The following is a 17,163-nucleotide window of genomic DNA, read 5'->3' as shown; positions in this document are numbered from 1 at the left end:
CACGCTGAAATGTAACCCACTCGCCGACATGGGAGCTCATTTGGCCAGCTTGGCCGCGAGCGTCGCCTCGTCGGGGAGGTCGTCGGCCATCAGCGTGTGTCCGTCGCGGACGTAGTGGAAAGCCGCGCGGACCTTCTCGACGGGAACGCCGGCCAGCTGGGCCCACGCGATGCGGTAGGCGGCCAGCTGGATGAACAGCGACTCCCGTTTCGCCGGTTCGGGAACCACGCCGGTCTTCCAGTCGACCACCGTCCACGACCCGTCCTTCTCGGCGAAGACCGCGTCGATGCGCCCGCGCACCACGATGCCGCCGATGACCGTCTCGAACGGGACCTCCACCTCGGTGGGGCTCCGGTTGGCCCACGGCGAGGCGAGAAAGGCCTCGCGCAGGGCATCGAGGTCGGCGTCGGGGCTGGCCGTGGCATCGGCGGCACCGGGGAGTTCGTCGACGTCGAGCAGTCGCGTCGCGCCGAACCACCGTTCCACCCAGGCGTGGAATGCGGTACCGCGCCGCGCCATCGGATTGGGCCGGAACGGCGTGGGCCGCCGGAGCCGCCGGGCGAACTCGGCCTCGTCGGCGTCGAGTTCGACGAGCTGGCTGACCGACAGGTGGGTCGGCAGCGTGACCTCGACGAGCGCCTGGTTGGCCTGGTGGTGTTCGTCGAGCAGCGCCGACACCTCCGCCTCCCAGGCGGCGATCTCGTCGTCGGGGTCGGCCGCTGCGAGCTCGGCCTGCCCCGCCGCGTCGGACGGGGCGTCGAACAGCGCGGGCGCCTCCCGGTTCGCGATCGCCTCGAGCACGAGCTCGGCGGCGGCCTGCACCGCGTCGCGGCGTCCGGCGAGCGGGTCCCGCGGCCACGACTCGGCGACGACGCGTTCGGCGAGCGGGTTGGTCGCGTCGTCGGCCGGCGGCGGGGTGCGGACCGCGATGGACATGCCCGTGGAGTCGACCGACGGATCGGTGATCGCCTCGTCGATGGCGGTCATCAGCTCGTCGAAGAACTCCGATCCGCCGCGCGGCTTGTCCCCGGTCTCCGACCAGTGGTGTGCCGAGATCAGCAGATCGTGCCGGGCACGGGTCAGCGCGACGTAGAGCAGGCGGCGGTCCTCTTCGAGGCGTCGCTGTGAGATGGCCGCCTTGTGGTCGGCGATCGCCTCCTCGAGCTGCTTGCGGTCGGCCAGCGCGTCGAGTTTGAGCACCGGGAACCCTTCGGCCGCACCGTCTGCCGACTCGGAAGGGGTCGCGAGGTCGCCGCGCAGCTCGGCCGGGAGTTCGCGGGCGCTGCCGAGCCAGGTGGTGTCGGCCTTGGCGCTGGGGAAGATCCCCTTCGCCAGGTGCGGGATCGCCACGACGTCCCACTCGAGTCCCTTCGCGGCGTGCACGGTGAGGATCTGCACGCGCTGGTCGGCCACTTCGATCTTGCCCGGCTCCAGGCCCTTCTCGATGGTCTCGGCGGCGTCCAGGAAGGCCAGCAGGCCGGGGAGATTCGCGCCTGGACGGTCGGCGTAGTGGCTGACGTAGTCGGCGAAGGCGTCGAGGTGCTCGCGTCCGGTGATGGCGCCGCGCATGCGGCGTGCGCGGATCTGGGCCTCGACGCCCACGCCGATGGTGTGCTCCACGTCGGCGACGAGCTCGGGCAGCGGCTGCCCGATGCGACGCCGCAGCGATTCCAGCTGTGCCCCGAACGCGCGGATGCGTGCGTATCCCTCCGGGCTGTAGTCGCCCGGGTCCCCGGGGTCGACGACGGCGTCGGCGAGGCCGGCCCGGTCGACGATCTCGGTGGGCAGGACGGAATCGAGTGCGGCGTCGAGCTGTTCGCGGCTGGTGACCACGCCCACCGATTCGGCGTAGCTCTCCGCGGCGAGGGTGGTGGCGCGCCGCCACAGCGCGGCGAGGTCCTTGGCCCCGAGCCGCCAGCGCGCACCCGTCAGCAGGCGCATGACCGCGGTGCCGGCCATCGGGTCGGCCATCACGCGCAGGGTGGCGATGATGTCCTCGATCTCGGGCACGTGGAGCAGGCCGCCGATGCCGACGACCTCGGCGGGGATCCCGCGGCTCTCCAGCTCGGCGGCCAACGGCGCCGAATCCTCGTTGCGCCGCACCAGGATCGCGGTCGTCGGCGGCGCCTCGCCGGCGGCCTCGGCCGCCTTCCATCGCTCCTCGATCGAGTCGGCGATCCAGCTGCGCTCGTCGATGACGGTCTCGGTGAGCGCGATGGTCGCCGTTCCGTGCGGGGCGTCGGGCCGCGGCCGCAGGACGCTGACCGGGATGCCCCGGCGCCGGAGTTCCTCGGACACCTGGTTCGCCAGGCGCAGGGCCTGCGCCGCATTGCGCCAACTGGTGAGCAGTTCTCGGCGGTGCGCGGGCGAGCCGTCGGGACGCGGGAAATCGCGGGCGAACCGGGGCAGGTTGGCCGCGGACGCGCCACGCCAGCCGTAGATGGACTGGATCGGATCGCCGACCGCGGTGACCGCCACCGGCTCCCGCGACGGCCCGTGCCCGCCGAACAGCGTCGACAGCAGGATGCGCTGGGAGTGGCCGGTGTCCTGGTACTCGTCGAGGAGCACCGCGCGGAACGCCGCGCGTTCGGACTCCACCACCTCGGGGTTGCCGACGACGAGCCGTGCGGCCAGCGACATCTGGCTGCCGAAATCGAGCGCGGACTGCGCGCGCATGGTGTCGGCGAGCGCGCGCACGAGCGGGAGCAGCGCCCGCCGCTCGTCGATGACCTCCTTGATCTTCAGCAACGCCTGCGACGGCTTGTCGCGCTGCCGAGGGCCCTTCGGGAGGGTGTCGATGAGCTCGTACAGCCTCGACCCGGCCTTCTCGAGGTCGTCGATGTCGACGAGGTGCTCCGACATCTCGCCGTACAGCTTGAGCACGGCCTCGGTGACGCTCGCCGGGACCTTGTCGGTGTCGAGATCCTCCGGCCACGACGAGACGAGCCCGAAGGCCAGCTGCCACAGCTCCGTCTCGGTGAGCAGCGTCGACGACGGCTCGACCGGCAGCAGCAGGCCGTAGTCGGCGATGAGCCGACCGGCATAGGCGTGGTAGGTGCTGACCTCGGGGTCGGCCCCGCGCAGCCGGGCGGCCAGCGAGCCGTCGGGGTCCCAATTGCGCAGTGCCGCAGACCCCGACAGCATCGACAGCCGTCGGCGGATGCGCGCGCCGAGCTCGCTGGCGGCCTTGCGGGTGAAGGTCAGGCCCAGGATCTCGTCGGGCGCGACGATCTGGTTGGCGACGAGCCACACGACGCGCGAGGCCATCGTCTCCGTCTTTCCCGCGCCGGCACCGGCGACCACGAGCATCGGCTCGACCGGCGCCTCGATGACCGCCACCTGCTCGGGAGTCGGCTCGGGGAGCCCGAGAGCCGCGGCAAGCGTCTTGGCGCCGATCAGCGGACGCCCGGTCGGGGCCTGCGTCGCCTCGCTAGTCATCGGTCACCGCCTTTCCGGGGATCTTGGCCGGGCAGCTGGCCGTCAGCGCGCAGTGCTGGCAGCCGGGATTCGGCGTCGCGCGGAAGGTCGGGCCGATGCTCGCGCGCGCCGCGCGACGGACCTCCCCGATCCACTCGTCGAGCAGCTCCGGCGTCAGCGGCGACTGGACCCGCTCGGTCGCACCCGAATCCCGGTGCGCCTTGGCCACGTACACCAGCCGCGCCCCGCCCGGGGTCGCCTCGCCGAACTGCGGCACGCCGCCGTGCGCGAGAGCCACCTGGTAGGCCGCCATCTGCGCGTGTTCGTCGGCCTCGGTCTTGGTGATGGGGTTCTTGGAGGTCTTGACGTCGACGACCACCGGGCGGCCCTGCGCGTCGACCTCGAGCCGGTCGACGCGGCCGCGCAGGCGCACCGGCGGGGCCTCGGCGTCGCCGTCGGTGTCGTCGTGAACCGGGCCGGCGGGGATCGTCGCGTCGACGGGCAGCTCGACGCCCACCTCCTCGAGCTCGGACCGGGACAGCCGCAGCCAGTCGCGAAAGTGGGTGAGCATGTTCTCCGCGCGTTCGAGCTCGCGCGCGGAGTACCAGCCCGCGCCGGTGTCGACGCGGTCCCAGATCGCGCGCAGGGCCGCGGTGACCTCCTGCGGGTCCATCTGCCCGGCGACCGCCTGGACCAGGGTGTGCACCAGGCTGCCGGTGAGGGCGGGCGTCCCGTCGCCGTCGCGGCCCCCGTTGCGCTCCAGCACCCACCGCAGCGAACACCGGTTGAGTGCCTCGACATTCGACGGCGACAACACCACCGGCCCCTGATCCGGGGTCCACAGCGGGGCGTCGGTGCTGGGCTCGGCGAGGCCGAACCAGTCCCGCGGATGGGCTCCCGGGATGTCGGAGTCGGCCAGGACCGCGAGCAGGCGCGCGGCGGCCCGGGTCCGCTCGTCGGGGTCGTGCGCGCCGGCCACCACCACCGATCGCAGGGTCGCGACCAGCGACGGCAGCGACAGGACGCGGTCGACGCCCGGGTCGAGCGCGGGTTCGGGCCGCGACGCGGCGTCGTCGGCGTCGGCGTCGGCGTCGGCCACCAGATCGGCGAGTTCGGTGATGAACCGCGACGGGGAGGCGTCGCCGCTGCCGTCCTCCACCGCCGTCACCAGCAGGCGACTACGCGCCCTGGTGCAGGCCACGAGGAACAACCTCCGCTCGTCGGCCAGCGCGGCGGCGCCGCGGGCGACGGTGTCGACGGCCTCGGCGTCCATCCCGTCGAGCAGGTCGACGAGCGCCGCGGTGCCGAGCACGCCGCCGCGACTGCGCAGCGATGGCCACAGGCCGTCCTGCACACCGGCGACCGCGACCACCTCCCACTCCCGGCCGACGGCGGCATGGGCCGACAGCACCGTCACGGATTCGGCTGCGGCGGTGGGCGTCCGGCTGTCGCGGGGGATCTGCAGCTGCGACAGGTAGTGCACGAACCCGGCCGGGCCGGCCGCGGGCAGGGTGTCGGCGAAGTTCGCCGCGGCCTCGAACATCGCCATGACGGCGTCGAGGTCGCGGTCGGCTTGCTCGCCGGCGGGTCCGCCGCGGACCGCGGAGGCGGCCCAGCGACGTTCGAGCCCGGTGGCCTGCCACGCCGCCCAGAGCGTCTCCTCGATGCCGCGCCCGGCGTCGTGCGCCCGCTGGGCCGCGGCCACGACGTCGAGCACCCGCCCCAACGGCGCGGCCTCGGTCTCGGTCAGGGAGCGCCGGTAGCGGGTGCCCAGCTCCGGATCGAGGATGGCCCGCGTCAGCGACGTGAGCGAATCCTGCTGCCCCGAAGGATCTTTCGTCTCGTCGAAGCGGCGGATGCCGCGCCGGAGCCGGCGCATCGCACCGGGGTCGGCACCGCCGATCGGGCCGGACAGCAGGGTCAGGGTGTCCTCGGTCGTGAAGAGTTCGGGGGTGTCCGGATCGGTGTGGGCGGTCGGGTCGTGCCGGCGGGCCGCGACCACGCGCAGCACCAGCATCAGCGCGATGACCGCGCGTTGCCGGTGCAGGGGCAGGTCGCCGGCGGGCGTGGTGACCGGGACGCCCGCCGAGCGGAACGCCCGGCGCAGCGGCGGCAACGCCAGCGAGACCGACCGCACGATGACGGCCATCTGCGACCACGGCACCCCGTCGAAAAGGTGCGCGCGGCGCAGCATGTCGGCGATGGCGGTGGCCTCCTTCGCCGCCGAACCGTAGATGCGCACCGCGGCGGCGTCCTTCGGGACCTCCGCCTCGCGGTCGGCGTCGAGCTCGGACACCGGTTGCGGGTACGGGTGCGGCCGGGCGCCCGGGAGCCGCGCGGCGATGGCCCGCCCGAGTCGCGCGATGTCGGGGTGCGCGCGGAAGTCGTGTTCGAGGACGATGTCGCGGTCGGAGCCCGGATCGGCCAGGCCGTCGGCGAAGCGCGGGCTGGCGCCGCGGAAACCGAACACGGACTGGTCGGTGTCGGCGGCGATGATGGTCGACACCGTGCCGGTGCCGACCAGCCGGATCAGCTGCGCGGCCTGCGGATCGAGATGCTGCGCGTCGTCGACGAGGAGATGCCGGATGCGGCGCCGCTCGCCGCTGAGCAGGTCCGGGTCGGTGGCGAACGCCGAGAGCGCGGAGCCGATGAGCTCGGCCGCGTCGACGGCGGGCGCCGAGGCGCCGGGGGTCTCGAGTCCCACCGCGCCGCGCAGCAGCATGTTCTGCTCGTACTGCGCGTAGGCGCGTCCGGCGGCCACCCACTCCGGGCGCTTGTGCTTCTTGCCCAGCGCGGCGAGTTCCTCCGGCCCGACACCGCGTTCGGCGGCGCGCATCATCAGGTCGCGCAGGGCCTGCGCGAATCCGTCGGTGCCGAGCGCCGGGCGCAGGTGTGCCGGCCAGTACTCCGCGCCGTCTTCGATGTCGCCCGCGAGCAGCTCGCGCAGGACGACGTCCTGTTCGGAGCCGGTGATCAGCCGGGGCGGCGGGTTGCCGTGGGCGCCGGCCTGCAGCCGCAGGATGGCGAACGCGTAGGAGTGCACGGTGCGCACCAGCGGCTCGCGCAGGGCCCCGCCCAGCACGCGCCGTCCTTCGGCGTGGGCCGACAGGACCCGTCGGGTGATCTCCTCCCGCAGCGCGACCGCGGCCCGACGGCTGGAGGCGAGGACCAGGACCGATTCCGGATCGGTGTCCGGATCGAGCAGACGCGCCACCGCGGCGTCGACGATGAGCGCGGTCTTTCCGCTGCCCGGCCCGCCGTGGACCCGGATCGGACGCCACGCCTGTTGCTCTTCGCCGGTGGCCCTGGTGCCGGCATCGATCACGCGCCGGATGTGCGCTGGCCAGTCGCGCGGCGCGTCGACGGCCTCGGGTGCCGCGACCAGCCGCGCGCGCAGGGCGTTGCGCGAGGCCTGGGTGCCCGGGTTGCGACTCATGGCACCCATGCAATCACGAGTCACCGACGGCCCGGTCGCCGCCGACGCCACGCGGCCGTGGGAAGCGGTGGGTGCGGCGGGCGGCCGTCGGCGCCATCCGGCACGATAGGAGGCGTGGCAACTCTCAACACCCATGTGTTCGACGGGGATTCACCGCCCTCCGGCGAGACCCCGACGGTGCTCGCGATCCACGGCCTGACCGGGCACGGCAAACGGTGGGGACCGCTGGCCGGGTACCTGCCCGGTGTGCGCATCGTCGCACCCGACCTGATCGGGCACGGCCGCTCCCCCTGGCGCCCGCCGTGGAGCATCGAGCACCAGGTGCGGGCGTTGTCGCAGGTGCTCGACGAGCACGTGCCGACGGACCGGCAGGTCGTCGTGGTCGGCCATTCCTTCGGCGGGGCCCTCGCCCTGCACCTGGCGAATCGTCGCCCCGAGGCGGTCAGGGGCATCGTCCTGCTCGACCCCGCCCAGGGACTCGACCCGGATTTCGCGCTGGAGGTCGCGACCAACAGCCTCGACAACTGGGACTACGCGGACGCCGACGCGGCGCGCTCGGCCAAACGCGCCGAGGGCTGGGCCGCGGTGCCCGACGAGATCCTCGAGGCCGAGATCGCCGAGCATCTCGTCGCCCGCCCGCACGGCCGGGTCGGGTGGCGGGTGAGCGCTCCCGCCGCCGCGGCGTCGTGGAGCGAGATGGCCCGCCCCGCGGTGCTGCCGCCGCCGGGCATCCCGACGCACGTCGTGGTCGCCGACCGGGTTCAGCCGCCGTTCGTGCGACCGGCGTTCCTGGAGGCCTGCGCGAGCGAGCGCGCCGGCTCCGTCACCGTGCACCATGCCGACTGCGAGCACATGGTGCCGTTCCTCGCGCCGGAGCTGTCCGCGTCGCTCATCCGGTCGCTGTTCTGAGCCGGGCCCACGATGGCGGCGGTCACCGAAGAGCAGGTCGAGGCGGTCCGCGCGCTGGTCGCCGCCATCCCGGCCGGGCAGGTCAGCACCTACGGCGACCTGGCGGCCGCGGCCGGGTTGTCGAGTCCGCGCATCGTCGGCTGGATCATGCGCACCGACACCGCGGACCTGCCCTGGCACCGCGTCGTGCCGGCAAGCGGTCGCCCCGCACCGCATCTGGCCTCGCGGCAGCTGGAGCGGCTCGCCGCCGAGGGCGTTCCGATCGCAGATGGGCGAATCAGGTTGCGGGAGTGCCGATGGGCGATCCCCTGACGTGAGGGGCCGCCCTCGACACACAGGCGGCCATGACGCACCGCCGGCGGTCGAGGGACCGGCGTCCCTGCCGAGGACGTGGCGCGACCCGGGCCGTGACGCTCAGGCCGTGCGCGCCACCGGGCTCCGGCGGTACGGACTTATCGCCGCGCGCATGCGGGTGATGATCAGGTCGACGATGCGCGGATCCGGGCCGAGCGGCGCGGCCACCGCGTCGGCGCCATAGGTCTGCAGACGCTGGTGGAACAGGCCCGGCGCGAGCAGGTGGCTCGCGACGACGACCCGACGGCCGGTGCGTCGTGCGCGTTCGATCGCCTCGGGCACCGACGGCTGCGCGGTGGCGATGAACCCGACCTCGACCCGGCCGCCGATCAGCGATTCCAGTTGGCGCGCAGCCAGATACACCTGTCCACAGGCGCTCTCGTCGGACGACCCGGCGGCCGCGAGAACGACGGCGTCGCCGGGTTCCCAGCCGGCCTCGGCCAGGCGGAGTCGCGCGACCGCGGCGATCGCGGGGTCGGGACCGAGCGCGCGGGTGACCACGGTGTCGGGCCGGCCGGCCAGCGCGACGTGCTCCGGGATGTCCTTGTGGACGTGGTAGCCCGATGCGAGGAAGGCGGGCACCAGGACGGCGGGTTTGTCGAGATCGGCGATCACCTCGCTCGGCGTCGGCCCCAGCACGTCGACGAACGCCGTGCGGGTCACGCCGATCCGCCTGCCGACGGCCTCGGCGATCTCGGCGATCACGCTGACGCCGTGTGGATTACGGGTCCCGTGTGCGACCAGGACCGGGCTGACGTCGCGCAGGCGATCGCCGTACGGCAGACGGACGTCGTCGCCGGTCACGAAGGTGCCGTCTCTCATCTCGTGTCGACCTCCCCTGGTCGCGTCACTCGTCTTCGCCGTCGAACTCGAGGTCGACGGCGAGACGATAGCCGCGCTTGACGACGGTCTGCACCATCTTCGAATCCCCCAGCGCGGCACGCAGTCTGGCGACCGCGACCTCCACCGCGTGGGTGTCGGAGCTGTCGCCGGGCAGAACGGCCAGCATCTCCTGGCGCGACACCACGCGGCCGGGATTGCGGGCCAGCAGTTTGAGCAGCATCAGGCCGGTCGACGAGAGCTCCTTGAGCTCGGAGTCCACGACGACGGCCTGGCCGCGGATCGCGGTGTCGTGGCCGGCCACCCGCAGCACGTGCGACCGGCGCGGCAGTTCGTCGGTGATCAGCCGCGCCAGTGCGCCGAGGCGGAAGCGGCGCGGGTACAGCGTCGGGATCTGCAGCGCCTCCAGGGGGCTCGCCGTCACCGAGCCGACACACATCACCGGGACCGTCGTGCGCAGCGCGTGGACGAACTGCTGCAACTTGCCCAGTTCCTTGGCGCGGGTCAGGATCGACGCCGCGGCCGGCGCGCTGGTGAACGTGATCGCGTCCAGGTCGCCGCGCAACACCGACGCGATCATCTTGTCGATCCGGGCGACGTCGGGATGCATGTTCCAGCGGTACACCGGGATCGGGACGACCTCGGCGCCGGCGGCGCGCAGGACCGTGCAGAAATCCGGCAGCGGCTCCCACTCGCTGGTGGCGCCGTGCAGCTGCACCGCGATCCGCACCCCCTCGACGCCCTCGGCGAGCAGGTGGTCGAGCACCTCCGAGGAGGACTCGCTCTCCGGCGACCACTCCTCGCGCAGGCCCGCCGCCCGGATCGCGCCCTTGGCCTTGGGCCCGCGGGCGATGAGCCGGCTCTGCGACAACGCCCCCAGGACGGCCTCGGCCCTGCCCCAGCCGTCCGCGGCCTCGATCCAGCCGCGGAAACCGATGCCGGTGGTGGCGACCATGATCTGCGGCGGCGACGCGATGATCTCCTCGGTGACCCGTTCGAGCTCGGTGTCGTCCACCAGCGGCAGGATGCGGATGGTCGGGGCGTGCACGACCGCCGCACCGCGTCGTTCGAGCAGCGCGGCGAACTCGTCCGCCCGCCGGGCCGCGGTCACGCCGATCGTGAACCCGGTGAGCGGAAGTGCGACGGGGGTGTCGGTGGCCTCGGAACCGGCGTCGGCGGGTTCGCCGGCCTGATCGATGTCGGTGTTCACGCGGGAACGAACACCTCGACGATCCGGTCGACGACGCGCACGCCGTAGCTCGGCACCGACACCGTCTCATCGTCGAGACAGACGCCGGTGCGCAGGGAGAACACCTGCTTGCCCAGCGGCGACGCCACGGTCGGTTCCCCGCCGTGGTCGCCGGCGAGGCCGCGGGAGAGGACCGCGGCCCGGCCGAACGGGTCGATGTTGCCGATCGCATACAGCCGACTGCGGCCGACCGCCTCCCGGTCGGTCTCGGCGGCGGGCATCCGGAACAGCGCGGCCTGCTCCCCGGCGGGCCCCAGGACCGCGACGCCGCGGCCGACGACGAGGTCGTCGAGCGGGCAGGCCCGCACCCAGGTGCCCGCGACCGGAGCCGGTGTCGGCATGGTCTCGTGTGGTGCGACCGTCATGTCGGCACTCCTTCCTTGACCGGCTCGTTCGCCGGACCGTCCGCCCCGGCCCGGGAGTCGCTCGGCGTCGACGCCCCCGGACGCACCTGCGGCAGGTCCAGCAGAACCGGGACCTTTCGTTCGTATTCGGCGAATCGGATCGTCGGGTCGACCACATCGGGTGCGTTCACGAACGACACGAACCGCTTGAGCTTCTCCTCGTCGTCGAGCACCGCCGCCCATTCGTCCTGGTAGCCGGCGACGTGGCGGTCCATCGCCTCCTCGAGATCGGCGGCGATGCCGAGGCTGTCCTCGCAGACGACCGCCTTCAGGTGATCCAACCCGCCGTCGAGGGACTCCAGCCACGGGGCCGTGCGCTGCAGTCGATCGGCGGTCCGGATGTAGAACATGAGATACCGATCAATGTAGGCGACCAGGGTTTCGTCATCCACCCCGCTGGCCAGCAGCTGCGCGTGCCTGGGGCTCTGACCTCCGTTGCCGCCGACGTACAGGTTCCAGCCGTGCTCGGTGGCGATGACGCCGACGTCCTTGCCGCGGGCCTCCGCGCACTCACGGGCACAGCCGGAGACGCCGAACTTCAGCTTGTGCGGCGAGCGCAGGCCGCGGTAGCGCTTCTCCAGGAAGACCGCCATGCCGACCGAGTCCTGCACGCCGTAACGGCACCACGTCGAGCCGACGCAGCTCTTCACCGTGCGCAGGCTCTTGCCGTACGCATGGCCCGACTCCATGCCCGCGTCGACGAGGCGGCGCCAGATCTCCGGCAGCTGGTCGACCCGGGCGCCGAACAGGTCGATGCGCTGGCCGCCGGTGATCTTGGTGTACAGGCCGAAGTCGCGGGCGATCTCGCCGATGACGATGAGCTGCTCGGGCGTGACCTCACCGCCGGGCATGCGCGGCACCACCGAATACGAGCCGTTCTTCTGCATGTTCGCCAGGAAGTGGTCGTTGGTGTCCTGCAGCGCCGCCTGCTCTCCGTCGAGGATGTGGTCGCTGGAGGTCGAGGCGAGGATCGACGCGACCGTGGGCTTGCAGATCTCGCAGCCGAGGCCGGTGCCGTAGCGCTCGATGAGCTCGGAGAAGGTGCGGATGCCGGTGGCCGCGACGATCTGGAAGAGCTCGGCGCGAGACTGGGCGAAGTGCTCGCACAGCGACTTGCTGAGCTCCACGCCGGAGGCCTCGAGCAGCTGCTTGATGCTCGGCACACAGCCACCGCAGGTGGTGCCGGCCGACGTGCAGCCCTTGATCGCGGCGATGTCGCAGGCGCCCTCGGCGATCGCCGAGCAGATGCTGCCCTTGGAGACGCCGTTGCACGAGCAGATCTCCGCGTCGTCGGGCAGCGCGTCCATGCCGACCCCGACGCCGCCCTCGGGTGCGATCAGCGCGGCCGGATCGCCCGGGATCTCCCGGCCGACCATCGGCTTGAGCATCGCGTAGGCCGACGCGTCGCCGACCAGGATGCCGCCGAGCAGCGTCTTGGCGTCGTCGCTGACGACGATCTTGGCGTATCTGCCGGCGACCGCGTCGTGGTAGGTGATCTCGAGCGCGTTCTCGGTGGTCGCGAAGGCGTCGCCGAAGCTGGCGACGTCGACGCCGAGGAGCTTGAGCTTGGTCGACAGGTCGGCGCCCGGGAAGGTCGACGATCCGCCGAGCAGGCGGTCTGCGACGACCTCGGCCGTCGAGTAGCCCGGGGCGACGAGTCCGTAGCAGCGGCCCTCGACCGCGGCCACCTCGCCGATGGCGTAAATGCTGTCGTCCTCGGTGACGCAGCTCGCGTCCACCAGCACACCGCCTCGCTCGGCGACCGGCAGGCCGGCGTCGCGGGCGAGCTGGTCGCGGGGCCGCACCCCCGCGGAGAACACGACCAGCGAGGCGTCGATGACCGATTCGTCCGACAGCGTGACCCGCAGGTTCCCGTTCTCGGCGTCGGCGATCTCGGACGTGCCGACGCCGGTGTGGACCTCGAGGCCGAGGTCGGTGACGAGGTTCTCGAGAATCGACCCGCCGCCGGAGTCGACCTGCATCGGCATCAGCCGCGGCGCGAACTCGACGACATGCGGCTTGAGGCCGAGCAGCTTGAGGGCGTTGGCGGCCTCGAGGCCGAGCAGACCGCCGCCGACCACGACACCCGAGGCCCCCGGTCCGGCGGCCTCGGCGGCCGCCCGGATCGCGTCGAGGTCGTCGAGCGTGCGGTAGACGAAGCACTTCTCGTTGTCGTGTCCGGGCACCGGCGGCACGAAGGCGTACGAACCGGTGGCGAGAACCAGTGCGTCGTAGGCGATCTCGCGGCCCGCCGAGGTGACGACCCGCTTGGCCGCGCGGTCGATGACGGTGACGGTCTCGCCCAGGTGGGTCACGACGAGCTCGTCACCGTCGTAGGTGTTGCCGTCCAGCGCCAGCGAATCCCGTTGCCACGAACCGACATAGGAGGACAGTCCCACCCGGTCGTAGGCCGGTTCGGCCTCCTCGCAGACGATCTCCACGCGCCAGGAGGCGTCGATGTCGCGCTTGCGCAACTCCTGGACGAAGCGGTGCCCGACCATGCCGTGGCCCACCACGACGACGGTGTTGCGGCCCGCGTTGGTTTCGTTGCTCACTTCTTCACTCCCTATGCCTTGCTGCGAGGGGTTTGTGCCCGGGTCCGTCCCCGGTCGGTCATGTGATCGCCGGTGCGGTCGTGCCGTCGACGATCGCGTCGCCCCCGACGGTGTTCACCGCGTCGCCCGCGACGGTGTTCACTGCGTCGCCCGCGACGGTGTTCACTGCGTCGCCCGCGACGGTGTTCACTGCGTCGCCCGCGACGGGGCTCGAGTCCGCCGCGTCCGCCAGGACCGGCAGGTCCGTGGTCTCCTTCTCGCCCAGGACGATCGGGCGTCGAGCGTAGAACCACCACGTGACCGCCGCGGCCACCACGTAGAAGACCAGGAAGACCCAGAAAGCCTGTGTCGCAGACTGATTCGACTTGTAGCTGCCCCGCAGGACCAGGTTGATACCGACACCGCCCAGGCCGCCGGCGGCACCCGCGATGCCGATCAGCGCGCCCGACATGCTGCGCGACCACGTGGACTTGCCGAAGGCGGTGAGACCGGTGCGCGACTGCGCCTTGTGCTCCCAGATGGTCGGGATGATCTTGTAGACCGAGCCGTTGGCGACACCCGAGAGCAGGAACAGCAGGATGAAGCCGGTGATGAAGGCGGCCAGCACGCCGCCGGTGATGACCTTGCCGTTGGAGTCCGCCGACATGCCCGCGACCACCAGGATCGACGCGGCCGCGGCCATCGCGACGAAGCAGTACAGGGTCACCTTGCCGCCGCCGATGCGGTCGGCGAGCTTGCCGCCGTAAGGGCGGGCGAGCGAGCCGAGCAACGGGCCGATCCAGGCGATCTGCGCGGCGGCCAGGGCGGGCTTGGACGCGCCGGCCGAGGTGAAGCTGATGTTGAGGACCTGGCTGAAAGCGAATCCGAAACCGATGAACGAACCGAAGGTGCCGACGTAGAGCAGGCAGATCAGCCAGGTGTCGCGGTACTTGAGACAGTCGACCATCGCCTTGCCGCTGGCCGTCTGGTGGTCGAGATTGTCCATGTAGAGCGCTGCGCCGACACCGGCGACGGCCAGTGCCACCAGGTAGATCGCGCACACGATCTCGGGCCGGTCGGCGAAGAGCCAGATCACCAGCAGGCCGATGACCTGGACCGCCGGGACGCCGATGTTGCCGCCGCCGGCATTGAGGCCGAGCGCCCAGCCCTTCAACCGCTGCGGGTAGAAGGCGTTGATATTGGTCATCGACGAGGCGAAGTTGCCGCCGCCGAACCCGGTGATCGCCGCGACCGCGAGGAACCAGCCGAAGCCGAACTCGCCGGGATTCATCATCAGCACCATCGTCATCACGGTCGGGACGACCAGCACGAAGGCGGAGAAGATGGCCCAGTTGCGCCCGCCGAACCGCGCGGTGGCCTGGGTGTAAGGGATGCGCAGGCACGAGCCGACGAGGGTCGCGGTCGCCGCGATGACGAATTTCTGGTCCTGGCTGATGCCGTATTGAGGGCCCATGAACAGGGCCATCACCGAGAACAGGGACCAGATCGAGAATCCGATGTGCTCGCAGATCACCGACCAGACGAGATTGCGCTTGGCGATCTCGGCGTTGCCGTCGTCCCAGGCGACGCGATCCTCGGGATCCCAGTCGGTGATGGTGTGGTCACGTGTGAACTGCGCTTTGAGGTCTGCGAAAACCATGCGTCCCCGTCTTCCGTGGCTTGGTGGTCACTGCACGCGCAGTGCGCCGGCGATGCGACTCGACGACCGGGTGCGGCCGTCGATGCGCCGCCGACACCGATGTCGTGCGACTCGCCACCAAGCATGTGGGGAGCGTGTTGCGGGCATTTGCGGTCACGTGACCTCGCAGTCACGTTGTCCTCACTTCGCCACGCGGGCCCTGTGAGAACTCACACGAACCCGAAATACCCGCTGTGAGCTGGGATTATACGAGTAGACGCACCAGCTCGACCACGCGCTGCAGACCGGGTAGCGCCCCCGAGGTCGAGCGCGGGTGCAGGGCGTGGACGGCCAGCCGGAACATGGTCGCCCGCAGCATCATCTGCGGCCACTCCGGCTGATCGGACCAGCGGTCGATGAGTTCGGCGTCGGCGCCGCCCCACGCGAGGGCGTCGACCACCGCGACCGCCGCCGCCCACGGGGCAGGCCGCCAGTACGGGACGATGTCGGTGATGCCCGGCGCCGCGGCACCGGCGAACAGCACGGTGCCGAACAGGTCTCCGTGGACCACCTGGGAGGGCAGGTCCACCGGCTTGCGCAGCTTCGCGAGCGTCTTGAGCATCTCGACGCTCTGCACGCCGTCCGGCGAGGTCGGTTCGGCCATCCCCGCCGCCCGCGCCGACCGCAACGGCACGTCCTCCCACGCGGCGCGGTCGGCGGCGGTGAAGACGTCGACATCGGTGTGCGGCGGGGCCGGCGGCTGCAGCAGGAATCGCGGGCGCTCGAGCGAGGCGAGGGCCTCGTGCAGGCGGTCGGCGACGAGGACGACCTCGTCGTGGCGGGGCTCGGGGTTGCCGGCGATGTAGGTGTCGGCCCGCCACCCGGACACGACGTAGCGGCCGTCGGTGGCGCGGAACGGGCGCGCGATGCGCAGGCCCTCGACGTACAGCGTCTCGCGCACCGAGGCCGACCAGGCGGCACGGGCGTGATCGGGCACCAGCGACAGCACGACCTCACCGACGCGCCACCCACCGATCCAGGAGTCGCCGAGGGCGACAGGTGGATGCGCGGTGAGCCCGAACGTGTTCAGCACATGTACGGGCGGCTCGACGGTATTCACCAGGCCAGATTAGCGAGCGCCCGGCGGCGAGTGGACGAGGCACGCGGTGTCGCGCGCGAATCGCCTCAGTAGACGGGAAGGGTCTTGTCCACCTGATTCGCCCAGGCCGTGACCCCGCCCTGCAAGTGGGTCGCGTCGGCGAAACCGGCGCGCTTGAGAGCCGCGAGCGCCTCCGCGGACCGCACCCCGGTCTTGCAGTACAGGACCGTCGGACGGTCGTGCGGGATCTTCGCCAGACCCTCGCCGGAGAGGATCTCGCCCTTGGGGACGAGTGTCGCGCCGTCGATGTGGACGATGTCCCACTCGACGGGTTCGCGCACGTCGATCAGGGCCAGCTTCTCCCCCGCGTCGATCTTCTCCTTGAGTTCGACGGCGGTGATCGTCGACCCCGCCGCGGCCTCGGCGGCCTCGTTGGAGACGACGCCGCAGAAATCGTCGTAGTCGATGAGCTCGGTGATGCGCTCGCGGTCGGGGTCCTTGCGGATCCGGATCGTCCGGTAGGTCATGTCGAGGGCGTCGTAGACCATCAGGCGGCCCAGCAGCGGCTCGCCGATGCCGCAGATGAGCTTGATGGCCTCGGTGCCCATGATCGAGCCGATCGACGCGCAGAGGATGCCGAGCACGCCGCCCTCCGCGCACGACGGCACCATGCCGGGCGGCGGCGCCTGCGGGTAGAGGTCGCGGTAGTTGATGCCGCGGCCGTCCGGCGCGTCCTCCCAGAACACCGACGCCTGCCCCTCGAAGCGGTAGATCGAGCCCCAGACGTAGGGCTTGTGCGCGAGCACCGCGGAGTCGTTGACGAGGTAGCGGGTCGCGAAGTTGTCGGTGCCGTCGAGGATCAGGTCGTACTGCGAGAACAGCTCGACCGCGCCTTCCGGTTCGAGGCGCTGGTCGTGGATGTTCACCGTGACGAACGGGTTGATCTCGAGGATGGAGTCCCGCGCGCTCTCTGCCTTCGGGCGTCCGATGTCGGACTGCCCGTGGATGACCTGGCGCTGCAGGTTCGACTCGTCGACGATGTCGAACTCGACGATGCCGATGGTGCCCACACCCGCCGCGGCGAGGTACAGCAGCGTCGGCGAGCCGAGTCCGCCGGCGCCGATGACCAGCACCTTGGCGTTCTTGAGCCGCTTCTGCCCGTCCATCCCGACGTCCGGGATGATCAGGTGACGGCTGTAGCGGGCCACCTCTTCATTGCTCAGCTCCGCCGCGGGCTCCACCAGCGGTGGCAGCGAACCGGTCACCGGACCTTGTGACACCT

At 71.7% G+C, this 17,163-nt stretch carries 11 protein-coding genes; 2 read left to right on the top strand and 9 right to left on the bottom strand.

Features of this window, described 5'->3' with window-relative positions; all coding sequences use genetic code 11:
• Window positions 1-36 precede the first annotated feature (36 nt).
• Both GP2_RS06795 and GP2_RS06790 read right to left on the bottom strand, forming a co-directional pair.
• Window positions 37-3,438: an ATP-dependent helicase gene (locus GP2_RS06795; protein WP_006899745.1), complete on the bottom strand. Its 3,402-nt coding sequence runs from the start codon at window positions 3,436-3,438 to the stop codon at window positions 37-39.
• Complete coding sequence (locus GP2_RS06790; RefSeq protein ID WP_006899744.1) at window positions 3,431-6,853, bottom strand: ATP-dependent helicase; 3,423 nt, start codon at window positions 6,851-6,853, stop codon at window positions 3,431-3,433. The genes GP2_RS06795 and GP2_RS06790 overlap by 8 nt, the downstream gene beginning before the upstream one ends.
• Before the next feature lie 114 nt (window positions 6,854-6,967).
• On the opposite strand from GP2_RS06790, the gene GP2_RS06785 reads away from it, so the two are divergent.
• Both GP2_RS06785 and GP2_RS06780 read left to right on the top strand, forming a co-directional pair.
• Entirely contained in the window at window positions 6,968-7,762 is a 795-nt protein-coding gene (locus tag GP2_RS06785; protein ID WP_006899743.1) for an alpha/beta fold hydrolase, read from the top strand.
• A 12-nt stretch (window positions 7,763-7,774) separates the two neighbouring features.
• A complete protein-coding gene (locus tag GP2_RS06780) occupies window positions 7,775-8,074 on the top strand; it encodes an MGMT family protein (protein ID WP_006899742.1) in 300 nt (99 codons plus the stop codon).
• A 102-nt stretch (window positions 8,075-8,176) separates the two neighbouring features.
• Here GP2_RS06780 and GP2_RS06775 read toward each other — a convergent pair whose 3' ends face one another.
• From GP2_RS06775 to moeZ, 7 genes are all read right to left on the bottom strand, one after another.
• On the bottom strand, window positions 8,177-8,938 hold the full coding sequence (locus GP2_RS06775) for a sirohydrochlorin chelatase (protein WP_006899741.1): 762 nt from the start codon (window positions 8,936-8,938) through the stop codon (window positions 8,177-8,179).
• A 25-nt stretch (window positions 8,939-8,963) separates the two neighbouring features.
• On the bottom strand, window positions 8,964-10,154 hold the full coding sequence (locus tag GP2_RS06770; RefSeq protein ID WP_051997176.1) for a uroporphyrinogen-III synthase: 1,191 nt from the start codon (window positions 10,152-10,154) through the stop codon (window positions 8,964-8,966).
• A gap of 8 nt (window positions 10,155-10,162) precedes the next feature.
• Window positions 10,163-10,570, bottom strand: coding sequence for a nitrite reductase small subunit NirD (gene nirD, locus GP2_RS06765; protein ID WP_040526565.1), 408 nt, complete (start codon window positions 10,568-10,570; stop codon window positions 10,163-10,165).
• Window positions 10,567-13,164 carry a nitrite reductase large subunit NirB gene (nirB, locus tag GP2_RS06760; RefSeq protein WP_006899738.1) on the bottom strand — a complete coding sequence of 866 codons (2,598 nt, stop codon included), beginning with the start codon at window positions 13,162-13,164 and terminating at the stop codon, window positions 10,567-10,569. Before nirB ends, nirD begins: the two co-directional genes overlap by 4 nt.
• A 58-nt stretch (window positions 13,165-13,222) precedes the next feature.
• The gene (locus GP2_RS06755) at window positions 13,223-14,803 is read right to left on the bottom strand and encodes an MFS transporter (protein WP_006899737.1); all 1,581 of its coding nucleotides are present in this window, start codon (window positions 14,801-14,803) and stop codon (window positions 13,223-13,225) included.
• Window positions 14,804-15,047: 244 nt separating this feature from the next.
• The gene (locus tag GP2_RS06750; RefSeq protein ID WP_006899736.1) at window positions 15,048-15,902 is read right to left on the bottom strand and encodes a TIGR02569 family protein; all 855 of its coding nucleotides are present in this window, start codon (window positions 15,900-15,902) and stop codon (window positions 15,048-15,050) included.
• Window positions 15,903-15,967: 65 nt separating this feature from the next.
• Window positions 15,968-17,146: an adenylyltransferase/sulfurtransferase MoeZ gene (gene moeZ / locus GP2_RS06745; RefSeq protein WP_006899735.1), complete on the bottom strand. Its 1,179-nt coding sequence runs from the start codon at window positions 17,144-17,146 to the stop codon at window positions 15,968-15,970.
• Window positions 17,147-17,163 lie beyond the last annotated feature (17 nt).

The organism is Gordonia paraffinivorans NBRC 108238 (assembly GCF_000344155.1).
GTDB lineage: Bacteria > Actinomycetota > Actinomycetes > Mycobacteriales > Mycobacteriaceae > Gordonia > Gordonia paraffinivorans.
This window is presented reverse-complemented; position numbering and strand designations above follow the sequence as displayed.